General features: G+C 48.1%; 15 protein-coding genes. 1 reads left to right on the top strand and 14 read right to left on the bottom strand.

The window, feature by feature from the left end; genetic code table 11:
- Positions 1 to 51: 51 nt before the first annotated feature.
- The 12 genes from KTG14_RS07265 to KTG14_RS07320 form a co-directional block, all read right to left on the bottom strand.
- Positions 52 to 1,173: an MBL fold metallo-hydrolase gene (locus KTG14_RS07265; protein WP_216970300.1), complete on the bottom strand. Its 1,122-nt coding sequence runs from the start codon at positions 1,171 to 1,173 to the stop codon at positions 52 to 54.
- Positions 1,174 to 1,278: 105 nt separating this feature from the next.
- Positions 1,279 to 1,836: a sulfurtransferase TusA family protein gene (locus KTG14_RS07270; RefSeq protein ID WP_216970392.1), complete on the bottom strand. Its 558-nt coding sequence runs from the start codon at positions 1,834 to 1,836 to the stop codon at positions 1,279 to 1,281.
- 44 nt (positions 1,837 to 1,880) lie between these two features.
- A complete protein-coding gene (locus tag KTG14_RS07275) occupies positions 1,881 to 2,177 on the bottom strand; it encodes a rhodanese-like domain-containing protein (RefSeq protein ID WP_216970301.1) in 297 nt (98 codons plus the stop codon).
- A gap of 18 nt (positions 2,178 to 2,195) precedes the next feature.
- On the bottom strand, positions 2,196 to 2,561 hold the full coding sequence (locus KTG14_RS07280; protein ID WP_216970302.1) for a rhodanese-like domain-containing protein: 366 nt from the start codon (positions 2,559 to 2,561) through the stop codon (positions 2,196 to 2,198).
- 29 nt (positions 2,562 to 2,590) lie between these two features.
- Positions 2,591 to 3,070: a DsrE/DsrF/DrsH-like family protein gene (locus KTG14_RS07285; protein ID WP_216970303.1), complete on the bottom strand. Its 480-nt coding sequence runs from the start codon at positions 3,068 to 3,070 to the stop codon at positions 2,591 to 2,593.
- Between the two features lie 160 nt (positions 3,071 to 3,230).
- Positions 3,231 to 3,491 carry a metal-sensitive transcriptional regulator gene (locus tag KTG14_RS07290; RefSeq protein WP_216970304.1) on the bottom strand — a complete coding sequence of 87 codons (261 nt, stop codon included), beginning with the start codon at positions 3,489 to 3,491 and terminating at the stop codon, positions 3,231 to 3,233.
- A 172-nt stretch (positions 3,492 to 3,663) separates the two neighbouring features.
- Entirely contained in the window at positions 3,664 to 4,782 is a 1,119-nt protein-coding gene (locus tag KTG14_RS07295; RefSeq protein WP_216970305.1) for an MBL fold metallo-hydrolase, read from the bottom strand.
- A 31-nt stretch (positions 4,783 to 4,813) separates the two neighbouring features.
- Positions 4,814 to 5,200 (bottom strand): DUF302 domain-containing protein, encoded by a 387-nt coding sequence (locus KTG14_RS07300; protein WP_216970306.1) that lies wholly within the window; start codon positions 5,198 to 5,200, stop codon positions 4,814 to 4,816.
- Between the two features lie 139 nt (positions 5,201 to 5,339).
- On the bottom strand, positions 5,340 to 6,719 hold the full coding sequence (locus tag KTG14_RS07305; protein WP_308461973.1) for an SLC13 family permease: 1,380 nt from the start codon (positions 6,717 to 6,719) through the stop codon (positions 5,340 to 5,342).
- An 11-nt stretch (positions 6,720 to 6,730) separates the two neighbouring features.
- Positions 6,731 to 8,233 (bottom strand): tripartite tricarboxylate transporter permease, encoded by a 1,503-nt coding sequence (locus KTG14_RS07310; protein WP_216970307.1) that lies wholly within the window; start codon positions 8,231 to 8,233, stop codon positions 6,731 to 6,733.
- A 15-nt stretch (positions 8,234 to 8,248) separates the two neighbouring features.
- Positions 8,249 to 8,707 (bottom strand): tripartite tricarboxylate transporter TctB family protein, encoded by a 459-nt coding sequence (locus tag KTG14_RS07315; RefSeq protein WP_216970308.1) that lies wholly within the window; start codon positions 8,705 to 8,707, stop codon positions 8,249 to 8,251.
- A 123-nt stretch (positions 8,708 to 8,830) separates the two neighbouring features.
- Positions 8,831 to 9,838, bottom strand: a complete 1,008-nt coding sequence (locus tag KTG14_RS07320) for a tripartite tricarboxylate transporter substrate binding protein (RefSeq protein WP_216970309.1) — start codon at positions 9,836 to 9,838, stop codon at positions 8,831 to 8,833.
- A gap of 224 nt (positions 9,839 to 10,062) precedes the next feature.
- Here KTG14_RS07320 and KTG14_RS07325 point away from each other — a divergent pair, with 224 nt between their 5' ends.
- Positions 10,063 to 10,275 (top strand): hypothetical protein, encoded by a 213-nt coding sequence (locus KTG14_RS07325; RefSeq protein ID WP_216970310.1) that lies wholly within the window; start codon positions 10,063 to 10,065, stop codon positions 10,273 to 10,275.
- Positions 10,276 to 10,415: 140 nt separating this feature from the next.
- Here KTG14_RS07325 and KTG14_RS07330 read toward each other — a convergent pair whose 3' ends face one another.
- Complete coding sequence (locus KTG14_RS07330; RefSeq protein ID WP_216970311.1) at positions 10,416 to 11,084, bottom strand: response regulator; 669 nt, start codon at positions 11,082 to 11,084, stop codon at positions 10,416 to 10,418.
- The gene (locus KTG14_RS07335) at positions 11,084 to 12,676 is read right to left on the bottom strand and encodes an ATP-binding protein (RefSeq protein ID WP_216970312.1); all 1,593 of its coding nucleotides are present in this window, start codon (positions 12,674 to 12,676) and stop codon (positions 11,084 to 11,086) included. The genes KTG14_RS07330 and KTG14_RS07335 overlap by 1 nt, the downstream gene beginning before the upstream one ends.
- Positions 12,677 to 12,820 lie beyond the last annotated feature (144 nt).

The raw sequence follows: 12,820 nt of genomic DNA on the forward strand, positions 1-12,820 counted from the left end.
AAAATCTCTCCTTTAGAATGTTTTCTTTGCCTTACTTGCTAGTGTTTCAACTTAACGTACGGCACAGCGGTTCGGGCCGATTTCCATTTCACGCTGCATTTCGTCTTCTGGCGTGATCTGACCCATATTGGTTTTGCGGATATCTTCGTAAGCGTTTGGCTGCGGCGGCAAGTTTTTCGTGACCATATCACGGAACTCCTGCTCATCCGCAATGTTTAAGCCGTGGTTTTCTTTAAATAAATCACCTAATTTTTTCGCGACACTGCCGTCTTCATTCAGTTCGTCCATAATCATGAAATGTGCCGGCAATACGGTCAATTCGTTGGTGAGAGCTTGGTAGCGCTCGTAAAGAGATTCACGCAAATCGCCAACCCAATCTTCAGCTAGCCCGGCAAGGTCCGGACGGCCGATAGAGTCAATGAACAGGATATCGCCTGTCATCAAGTATTGGTCATCTACGATAAACGAAGTAGAGCCAATGGTGTGGCCCGGTGTATAAAGGGCTTCGACTTTCGAACTGCCGATGCCTGCTTCAAATCCACTTTCAAGAGCCGTGTAATCAAACGTTACGCCATTGGCATCAGCCGGCGGCAAGTAATAAACTGCACCAGTAGCTTCCGCAATGTAGCGTCCTCCTGAAATATGGTCTGCGTGAAGATGTGTATCAAATACATGCTTGATCGTTGCGCCTTTTTCCTGCGCGAAGTTCAAGAAGACATCCGTCATACGAGTGGCGTCGATAATTGCCGCTTCCCCGTTCGAAATCGCCATGTAAGACAAGCACCCTTTGCCGACGCGAACGAATTGATAAAGTTCTCCGCCATCTTTTAGATCGCTGACTTTAACGGGCTCTAAATGCTCGCTCCATGCTTTCATGCCACCTGCCAGGTAAGCCGTTTCCACGCCTTCTTCTGCAAGCATGTCTGCGACCATGATGGAAGATCCCTCTTTGGCACAGACGACCAAAATATCACGGTCATTTGGCAATTGATCGATGACTTCTTCAACGCCGTCCAATAAATCAAAATATGGAATGTTCAAATACTGGATGTTGCCGCCTTCGATTTTCCAATCGGCGAATGCGTCGCCATTACGGACATCGAGGATGAACAAAGGTTCGTTATCCATTACTTTGCGGGCTACTTGCGCCGCTGTCATTGCTTTTGCTGACATTTATAAATTACCTCCCGGGGTATATTTTATTTCAAAAAAAATTAACTTCTTAACTTCTCAAGCTTGTTGTATAGGAAGTTCCGGCTTGCGCCAGGACTGGCCCGATTACTCGGTTTTGCCAGTCCAATCACGCATGCCAGGCACTACATTATATAAAGTCTTGAAACCTTTTTTCGCCATCATGTCGCCAGCAACTCCGCTTCTGCGGCCTGAATAGCAAATGATATAAATTTCTTGGTCTTGCTCCAATTCGTCCATACGGGATTCCACTTCACCGAGCGGAATGTGCTTGACGCCAGGGATGTGCGCTTCATCGTATTCTTCCTGTTCACGGACATCAAGAATGTTCAAAGCTTCTCCGTTTTCAACGCGTGCATGGAAATCAGCGAGCGATACTTCAGGGATTTCGATCGTCTCTTCCACTTCACTTACGCCGTCTTTGCGCAAATAATGGATCAAGACGTCTCCTTCTGTTTCCGTGCCGATGTATTCATGGCCTGAGCTTTTCGCCCATGCCTGTAAATCGGCTGTTGACCCTTTATCAGTCGCTTGAACTTCCAATACTTCACCAGAATCCATGTCTTTCATCACTTTTTTTGTCTTGACGATTGGCATTGGGCATGCGAGCCCTTTAGCGTCCAATACTTTATCTGTTTGAACCATCAATCTTTTTCCTCCTTTTATAAACCCGTGCCTGTGATCAAATATTACTCGGTGTCGCCTTCCCAGTTCATCATGCCGCCGTCCATATTAATAACGTTATAGCCACGGTCTTCAAGAAAGCGTGTTGCTTGCCCACTGCGGTTGCCCGAACGGCAGACCATGATGTGCTCTTTTGATTTGTCGATGTCCTGCAAACGGAATTCCAGCAAACCTAATGGGATGTGTTCAGCTCCTGGAATTTTTCCTCCCGCGACTTCTTCCGTTTCGCGTACATCGATGAGTGATGCCTTCGGATTGTTTTTCATATATTCTTGAACTTCTTGTGTAGTCATGCTTTTCATAGTAAATTCCTCCTCCAATTATGCGCGGTAATTATTCATGCCGCCTCTGATATTCACTATATGGGTAAATCCATTTTTCTTCAATAATTGGCTCGCCCTGCTGCTGCGCATGCCGCTTTGGCAAATGACCAGTATTTCTTTGTCCTTCGACAATTCATTTACACGCTTCGGCAGATCATTCAATGGAATATTCTTGAAGCCTTTAATATGGTTCGCTTTGAACTCTGCAGGCGTCCTGACATCGATATACTGCTTATCTTTCTTGCCGAGTGCAGGTTTCAGTTCATCAGTGGACATCGTCTCGATTCCTTTAGTTGGTGCAGTAAAGCGGGAGATTGCGAGATAGGCAATGACCCCGACTGCAATCCAGAGCAACCATTCCATCTATACTTCATCCTTTCCACTTTTGGGAGTTAGATAAACAAGTTGACGTTGCCGTCTTCTGCGTCGCCAAGATATGCCGCGACTCCTGCATAGACGATATCATCGAGCAACTCTTCCTTCTGTAAGCCTAATAGATCCATGGTCATCGTGCAGGCAACCAATTTAATGTCTTGCTCCTGAGCCATGTCGATTAGGTCCGGCAACGGCATGGCGTTGTGTTTTTTCATGACTTGCTTGATCAGTTTCGGGCCCATGCCTCCGAATTGCATATTGGAAAGCCCAAGCTTATCGGCTCCGCGCGGCATCATTTTTGAGAACATCGTTTCGAGGCGCCCTTTTTTGATTGCTGGCGGATTTTCTTTGCGAAGAGCGTTCAATCCCCAGAATGTATGGAAAATGGTAACTTCGTGATCGTAAGCCGCTGCTCCGTTTGCGATGATGTAAGCGGCCATTGCTTTGTCATAGTCTCCGCTGAAAAGTACAATTGTTGTCTTCTTTTGTTCTGCCATTCTGTAAATTCCTCCGATAATTACCCCTTAGGGTATATTTTATTCCAAAAAAAAGAACGTTTTATAGTGGCGTCGCACTTCTTTCTAATACCCTATAGGGTATATTAAAGCATCTATTCTATTAAGTCAACAGCTAAAGTCTTTTTTCTTTTATCGTGCTTTAACGGCTCTTCACGAGAAGCTCGACTGCTTCTTTGACGACGTCTTCCGTGCTTTCGCCTTTTTCTAAACTATCGCGTACACAATTCTCCAGGTTTTCACTGACAATGACACCGATCGTCCGGTCCACTGCGCTTCTAACTGCTGACAGCTGAGTCACTACATCGCGGCACTCGCCGTCTGCTTCGACCATTTTGATGACGCCGCGCAACTGGCCTTCAATGCGCTTGAGGCGATTTTCAATCTTTTTATCGTATTCCATCAGACAAACCTCCTGTTCAAAATATATAATGAAGTTGTTATGCTCTACAATATACCCCTTAGGGTATTATGTCAAACGAAAAACTCATTAGCTTTTTTCGCTTTACTTGAGGGTATTTTATCACGAAAAGCCCCTGCTAATATAGCAGGGACTCTTGTATAGCCAGCATTCCTTAGACCGCGCAGTTGTTTGGGCCGGTTTCCATTTCTTTTTGTTCGTCTTCGGATGGGGTAACTTTCCCCATATTCGTTTTACGGATATCTTCATAAGCATTTGGCTGCTCTTTTAAGTTTTCCGTCACGCGCTTAATAAAGCGCTCTTCTCCGTCAATATTCAAGCCATCGTTTTGGTCATACAAATCACTGAGTTTTTTATGGACGCTGCCGTCTTCGTTCATTTCTTCAATGTCGCCGTAATGGGCAGGCAAGACGAGCAATTCTTTCGATAGATGGCCATAACGCTCATGGAGTGTTTCGTACAGGTCTTGCGCCCAATCAGTCGCTTTCCCTGCTAGGTCCGGCCGGCCGATGGATTCGATGAATAGGATATCGCCTGTCAGTAAATAGTCATCGTCGACGATAAACGAGGTGCTGCCGATCGTATGGCCAGGAGAGTAGAACGCTTTGATCTTCACTTTTCCTACCTCCACGGTCGTTCCATCTTCAAGCGGTTCATAGCCGAAGACTACCTCCTCCGCGTCGTCCGGCGGCAAGTGATACTGCGCCCCGAATTGTTCGGCCAGTTTTCGGCCTCCAGAAATATGGTCGGCATGGAGGTGGGTATCCAGCACATGGGTGATTTTCGCCGAATGCTCTTTGGCGAAGCTTTCATACGGCTCGGTCATCCGCGCGGCATCCACTACCGCCGCTTCACCTTCCGATTCGATCAAGTAAGACAAGCAGCCTTTGCCGACACGGACGAATTGATAGATCGCGCCGCCAGTCTTCAAGTCCCCTATCTTCACGGGCTCCAATTGCTCGCTCCAAGAAGCCATTCCGCCTTCTATCGAAATAACATTTTCAAACCCTTGATTTCGCAAGTACCCTGCCGCTTTCTTCGAGGTATTGCCTTTCGCGCATATCGTATACAGCGGTTTTTCTTTCGGCAGCTTATTGATTTCTTCGCCGCTTTCTTCTATTTTATTGAACGGAATATTATGCAGCTCAACATGGCTGCCTTCTACATGCCAATTCTCCACATCTTCTGTGCTGCGGACATCGAGAATGGCAACGGGCTCGTTGTTCATCACTTTTTCTGCAATTTTTTCAGCAGATGTAAATTGAACTGTCATACAAGAATCCCTCCATTAGTAGTTTTGAAATTTAAGCAGTCTGGTCAATGCATTTGATTAAGCGGTTTTCGATATCAGTAGCCACTTCAGTCAATTTCCCGCCATCTTCAGCCATACCAATCAGCGAAGTCGGCTTCGGCATGCCAATCTTTGTTTCTGCCCCGTCTTTATAAACAACAATTTTACATGGCAAGAAATAACCGACCATCAAGTTTTCAGAGAGTACGGTATTCGCTTCTTTCGGGTTGCACACTTCTAGAATCTTGTACGCCGTATCAAAGTCTTGGCCTTTTTCCTGAAGTTTTGCAGTCAAATCGAAGTTCCATAAGACGCCGAACTGTTCTTCTTTCAAGTTTTCCTCGAGTGATGCCGTTGCTTCCTCTACAGATTTGCTAGTCGTAACGGTATAATCAAACATTTTTTCCGCCTCCTCTAGTTTAAATTGCTTCTAGAATTACCCTACCCCCTATTTTTTCAACTAAACATATAGGCTCTTTGCAGTCAAAAAAGCCAACCTTCTTGTGAAGGCTGGCTTTGGCACTAGTGAATGGATTCCATCACCAGATGAAAACCGCAAAAACAATGGCAGTTACCGTGATGACCGCACTTGAAAAGCTGCCGATGAGCAATTGTTCACGCTGGGAAAATGCCCCTTTTTGAAAAGCTAAGAAAGTTGTGGGGGAATGAATCGGCAAAATGGTGACGCCGCCGATGATCATGATCAACAAGAACGCCATCGGCAAAATCGGCAAGCCCAGTATCTCCGCAAAGCTGACGATGATCGGAAAAATGACTATCATCGACGTAGAAGGCACGACAAACAAGAAGCGCAATAGGAAGATGAGGCCAGCAATAAAGATAGTATTTACCCCCTGGCCCATTCCTGCGGGCAATAATTGGATCAATTGGCTCGCTAGGACGCCGGCCGTTCCGTTTTCTTCTATTAAATAGCCAAGTGAAAATGAGGCACCGAGCAATAGGAAAGTTTCCCAATCGTAATCCCGCACGAGCTGGTCATCGACAAGCCCATTCACCGGCAATGCATAATAAACGAGCAGCAGGAAAGGCGCCACGATAAGCGGAATCTGTTCCTGGTCGATGACGATCCAACTGATAATCATGGCGAAAAATGGGATGATCACCCACCAGAAACGTTCCGGCAAACTGGCAGCAGGTGTAAATTCCATTTCTTCCATCTGAGGCTCTGCACCACTGCGGCGCTTGAAAAAGAACCAGACCCCAAAACTAATCAATAGCAGCGCCAGCCAAAGCGCCGGTGCAATGCGAACGAACCAGCCAAGCCAAGAAATTTGGATGCCCCCGAAATCGCTCAGCAATTGGGCCGCTAAAATCGGGAATCCGCCGCCCGTGAAAACGATCATCGTCGAGTTCTGATTCATCATCCCGATAACATAAAAGCTGAACTGGCGGAACAGGCTTCTCTTACCGAGCTCGAAACGGTCGTTCACTTGTTCAATGATCGGCTCAAGAATCCGGAACCTGGCGACAGCGGAAGGCAGCAAGATGGGCAAAAAGACAATCAATAACGGCAAGCCGACCAATAGCCGCTGGACTTTGCCTTTGCTCATTTTCAATAACACGCCGACAAATACTTGATCGGCTTGTGCTTTCACCAACACCTTTGAAATCAACGTCAGTGCCAGGATGAAATAAAGCGCATCCGACAGAAAACCGGCAAAAGCCTGCTCCGGCTCTTCCGTCAGGCGGAAAAGCAGCAGCAGGCCCAGCACCAGAAGACTCGATGCGGCAAGCGGCATGGCGCTTACCGTCCACAAACCGATAGCAATGCCAAGCAATAGCAGCGTCAATTTCTGGTCATCCGTATAAGCATCCAATAAGCCGAACATCCATAAAAGAGCAAATCCGGCGGCTAGCAGAAAAGCAAGAACACGCGGCACTAGCTTAGAGTTTCTCACTTCCCCACCCCTTAACGTTGTTTATATGCCAGCCGATTGCTTCTCCATTTCAGGAATGCCGGAACCAATAGGGAAATCAATGCAATCAAGAGCAGTGATAGCGGAAGCGGGCTATCGACAAAAATGCTCAAGCTGCCATTGGAGATGGTCATCGATTGACGGAAAGCCTGCTCCATCATGCCGCCAAGGATAAATGCCAAGATGAACGGCGGTGCGGGGAATGAAAAGATCCGCATCGCAAATCCTAACGCGCCGAATACCAGCAGCATGTAAAGATCAAAGACATTGAAGCTGATAGAATAGACGCCGATCAAACTGAACATGATGACGAGGGAAATCAGCAAAGGACGTGGAATGCTCAAGATTTTCGCCAAGTATGGAATCAACGGCAAGTTCAAGATCAACAGGAACACGTTCCCGAGATACATCGAAGCGATGATGCCCCAGAAGATTTCCGGACGGTCGGTCATCAAGAGCGGCCCTGGCTGCACGCCGAGCACAAGGAACGCGCCCAGCATGACAGCCGTCGTCCCTGAACCTGGAATCCCCAAGCTCAACAGCGGGACGAACGCACCACTTGTTGCGGCGTTATTCGAACTTTCCGGTGCGGCGAGCCCTTTGATGGCCCCTTTCCCGAACTCTCCAGGATTTTTAGCGATTCGTTTTTCAAAAATATAACTGATGAAAGACGCGATTGTTGCCCCTGCACCCGGCAAGACGCCGAGTAAAAAGCCGACGAACGACTGGCGGCTGACAGGCCCGCTCATTTCTTTCAGGTCCGCCTTGGACAACTTCAAGCTGCCCAGTTTCTGGTCGTCGCTCAAGCTGCGGTTTTTGCGGTTCAAGATGAGCATACAGACTTCAGCGACCGCAAAGAGCCCAAGTGCGATGATTAAAAAGTCGAAGCCGTCGAACAGGTTGACGTTCCCGAAGGTAAAACGCTGCGTCCCTGTCTGCGGATCGATGCCGATCGTGACGACCATGAAGCCTGCGACGGCTGCGATCATCGCTTTGATCGTCGAGCCTTCAGAAAGACTGGAAATCGCGGTCAAGCCCATGAACATCAAGGCGAAATACGCTGGAGGCCCAAAGGAAATCGCTACGCTCGAGAGCGCCGGCGCGAGCAGCATCAACAGGACAACCGAGACGGTCCCTCCGACGAATGAAGAAATCGCCGCAATGGCCAGCGCTTTCCCGGCCTTCCCTTGCTGGGCCATCGGATAGCCGTCGAAAGCTGTAGCGACGGTTCCGGAAATTCCCGGGGCGTTCAACAGGATCGAAGAAGTCGATCCGCCGAATACAGCCCCGTAATAGACGCCCGCCATCATGACGAGTGCCGGTGCCGGGTCCATCCCGTATGTAATCGGAATCATGATCGCAATGGCGCTGATCGGGCCTAGGCCTGGCATCATCCCGATCAAAGTACCGACGATGACGCCGATCAGCACGAACATGATCCCTTCTAGACTTAAGGCAACTTGAAAACCGGTCAATAGACCTTGAAATGCATCCATATGGAAACTCCCTCCTTAAAATGGCAAGATGCCGCGCGGCAAGACAATTCCCAGCGCGAAAACGAAAATAGCATACATAACAATCGGGAACAGAAGAGAGACCAATATATTTGTCTTCCATGCTCTATAACCCAAAAACCACGAACAGAAGAAAATGAACAATGTCGTCGTGATGATAAAGCCGATCGTTTCAAACAATAGAATATAAACAAAAATCATGGCAAACACCGCTGCAATGACTCCTAGTTCTTTTTTCGGGATATCGCGCTTCGCCTTTTCGGCATCCGTTTCCACTACGCGGGAAAAGAACAAGAAGACGGACAGCACCAATAACAAGATGCCTAAGCCTTTCGGAATGACATCCGCATCGATCGGTGCATATTCGTAATTGGGTAATTGAAAACTTAAATATAAATAGACGGCCGCAACAATGAAAATCAGCAGCCCCAACTTCCGGTTTATGCTTGCAAGCAAACGAAACGCCTCCTTTTGACTGAAAAGAGAGAAACCGAATGCTAAAGATCCGGTTTCACTTGTTGACTTTCTTTTCTTTTTAGCTGCCTTGACAGCTGTAATTTCTTTTAGTAAGTAACTGTATTATTGGCCTAATCCGATTTCCTCGAGCAATGCGGCAATTTCTTCTTTTTCGCCTTCGAGGAATTCGCTGTATTCTTCACTGCCCATGTACATTTCGGTCCAGCCGTATTTCTCGCGGACTTCCGCAAATTCTTCGGATTCACTCAATTCCTGGAATTTGGCTTCATAATAATCGACAGCTGCCTCATCCATGCCGGGAGGCCCGAAGAATCCGCGCCAGTTGACGAAGCTCTCATCGATGCCCTGCTCGATCGCTGTCGGGAATTCGGAAAGCACTTCCCCTTCCATGCGCTCTTCTGCCGTCACACCCAGAACCTTGATATTGCCGGCACGCACTTGCTCGATCGTTTCGCCGACACCTGTGGAGAAGACATCTACCGAGCCGTTCAGAACTGCTGTCAAAGCGCCGCCTTCTTGGTCAGAAACGTATTTGATCTTAGTCGGGTCCACGCCCGCCGCTTTGGCGATGCGGACAAATTGCATATGGTCCATGCTTCCTGGAGCGGAAGTACCGATGACCGTGATGCTTTCCGGATCGTCTTTCATCTGGTCGAATAGATCGTTCAAATCTTCAAACTCGCTATCTTCGCGGACAGCAAATGCGCCGTAATCCGCAATCATATTGGCAAGCGGCGTAAAGTCCTCATGGCCGTGTTCCGATTGGCCGTTGAGCGGCACGAACATCAATGGCGGTGAAGCGACGAACATGCTGTGGGCATCCCCTTCTTTTCCATGGACATAAGCCCAGCCGATCGCCCCGCCTCCCCCTTCACGGTTGATGACGGTCATATTTTCATCGATGATTTCCGTTTCGCCGAAGACACGGGCAACTTCACGGGCTGTCGTATCCCAGCCGCCGCCTGATCCGGCCGGTGCCACCATTTCGATTGTTTTCGACGGCTCGAAGTTGCCGTCTTCCCCTGCCGTATTTACTGCATCGTCAGATCCGCAACCCGCGAATGCTAAAGCGCTTACAGTCAAGACACTCGCAAAAATCGTTTTTTTCATTTTGTTTCCCCCTCAGTTCATGTAGTTTTCTTATGAGTTGAAGTATAACTTCGAATTTTCAGAATGTAACCGTTTGCAAAATAAGCTGTATAAAGGATTTTTTGATCATTTTGTTCATAAAGTTCACAGGAAGTGTTGATTTTGCTGATATTTCATTTATAGGAAACAGCAGGGAATTATGCTAGGCTAGAAATAGCATGAAATGAACCTTAAGGAGGCCCACAATGAAACGCCTACCAAGTGCAACTCCCGGCATGACGGCCATTGCGCTCGCCATCATATTAGTTCTCAGCATCGGAAGCGCCATTGCGGCACAGAGCTATTTCAGTTATGTAGAAGTGACGGAAGCAGCGGACCGTTGCTATGAGTTAGGCGGGTTTCCCGAAATCGAGAAAAGCGGTTGGCAAATGACCCATTTCGAATGCCACACCGACTGATTGCCAAAATGAAATGATAATGCAAAAAAGCAACTTCCCGGTTTAAGGAAGTTGCTTTTTCGTTTGTAAAACTGTATGGAATTGAGTTTTCCGAAGCTTGCCTTTGCTTTGAAGTTCGCATCGCCCATTCTACTTTCACTTCATTTAACGAAGTATTTCCGTTCCGGCCTGCCGACAATCCCATAGCCAAGCTCAGCGTAGCAATCATCCGTCGACACCAAATATTCCAGATAGCGCCTCGCGGTCGTGCGGGAAGCGCCCATCTCTTCGCCCATCTTCTCAGCCGTTACGCCTTCCTCATATTGCTCCAATAATTTCTGCACTTTCTGCATCGTCAGCGGATCGATGCCTTTGACTGCTGGCGCTTCTTTTTTGACTGCCTTGACGCCAAACAGTTCATCCAAATACGCCTGATCGATGGTTTCTTGGTTCGACAGCTTGTCCCTGTCTTTCCGGTATTTCTCGATAGTTGCAGTGAACTGGCTAAGTTCGGCGGGTTTTAAGATGATGCCTTTTACGCCTTTGCGCAGCGCTGTTTCGATATACTCCCGCTCGTTTGCTGCTGAGACGAGGATGATGTCGGTCTCCGGGCTTTCCTTTCTTAACTCATCGATCAACTCGATACCAAGCCCGTCCGGCATGTAATTGTCCAATAACACCAAATCCGGCCGCTCTTGTTTAACCGCCGCCAGCGTTTCGGCGCAGTCTTTCGCTTTTGCTGCCAGTTCTACTTGCTTAATCTTCGCTAAAAACTTCTCGTGTACTTGCGCAACACGAAAATCATCTTCTGCAATCACTACCCGCAGCATTATGCCACCTCCATCGTTTTTTTCGGGATAAAGACACTGAATACCGTCCCGCGCTGAGGCGTCGAATCCACTTCGATCCAGCCGTTCAAGTCTTCAACCGCTTGCTTGACGATTGCCAAGCCGTAGCCTCTGTCCGCTTTTTCCAGTTTCGTGGAGAATCCTTGCATGAAAAATTGATCGAGGTTTTCGGTTTCAATTCCGCGCCCGCTGTCCTGCACTTCAATGACCAAATCGTGGCCGATATCGGTAATGAAGAAAGACACTTCTTTCCGTTCGCTCGATTCGACTTCTTCAATGGCATTGTCGATCAAATTCCCGACAATGTGAATGACTTTGGAAATATCGACATGAGCAGGCAATTTGGCCAGTGAACTGTTTTCGTCCACCGACAGCTCGACTTTCGCTTCAGAAGCTTTCCCCATTTTACCGAGCAGAATTGCCTGAACTTTTTTGTCTTCGATATGATTCAGTGTATGCTTTGTCTGCTTTTCATGATGATGGGTCTCTTGCTGGATCAGCCGGACCGCTTCCTCGGTCTCTTCCAATTGCAGAAGCCCAGATATGGCATACAGCTTATTGGCATATTCATGTGTTTGCGCCCGCAGGCTTTCCGAGTATTGGCGGATTTCCGACAGGGTTTCCAAAACTTCTTGGACTTCCGTTTTTTTACGGAATGTCGAAACAGCGCCGACCATTTCCCCTGCTGCCCAAATCGGCTTTTGGTTGACGATAAAAACGGTTCCGCCAATGAGAATCTCTTTGTTCTTCCATGAATTCCCCGTCGTTAAAGTTTCGCCCATCCTGAGTTCCGGCAATATATCATCAGACGGCGTGTGGAGAAAACTTTGGTCCATGGCGAGCATCTTTTCTGCGGAACTGTTTAACTCCGTGATGCGGCCATCTTTATCGATGGCGATGACCCCTTCGATAATCGATGACAGCAACGCTTCCCGGTCCTGGTAAAAACGGGCGATTTCCCGCGGCTCAAGCCCCAGCGTATCTTTCCGGATATTCTTCGCGAGCAGGATGCTCCCCAATACGCCGATGACAAGCGTCAATAGGGCCAGCCCCATCACGTCCATGATATTGCCGAAAATGATCGCTTCAATGTCTTCAATCATATACCCCACCGAAACTACACCAATGATGCGTCCGTCGCCGTCATAGATCGGCGCTTTGCCGCGCAGGCTTCTGCCAAGCGATCCAAATGCTTCGGAGACATAGACTTTGCCTTCTTGGAGGGCGCGCTCGTTATCGCCGCCGACCATGCTTTCGCCGATCTTTTCCGGATCCGGATGCGAATAACGGACGCTTTCCCTATTGCCGATGACGATGAACTCGGCGCCCACTTGCTTGCGCAAATACTCAGCAATCGGTTGGATTTGCAGCGCCGGTTCCTCGTCATCCATCGCTTCGACGATCGTTGGCATAGCCGAAATGCCGATCGCTGTTTCCTGCGCGCGTTGGCCGATGTTCTCTTTGATTTCCGCAATTTCCTGATAGCTCAAAATTCCGCCGAAGACCACTGTCGTCAATAGCACGAGCGAAGTCGTCAGCAGGATGATTTTGGTTTGCAGCGATAACTTTTTCATGGCACCCGTCCCCTGTATAGCCCATTTTTCATTAAATGTAGTCTACCATATCCCGAAACGGCCGAAAGAGAAAATTCTTAGAATTCTCTAAAAACATCATTTTCTCAATAAAAAGCCCTATTCTCCAAAATGGAAAATCAGGGC

It is taken from the genome of Planococcus sp. CP5-4_YE (genome assembly GCF_019042655.1).
Lineage (GTDB): Bacteria > Bacillota > Bacilli > Bacillales_A > Planococcaceae > Planococcus.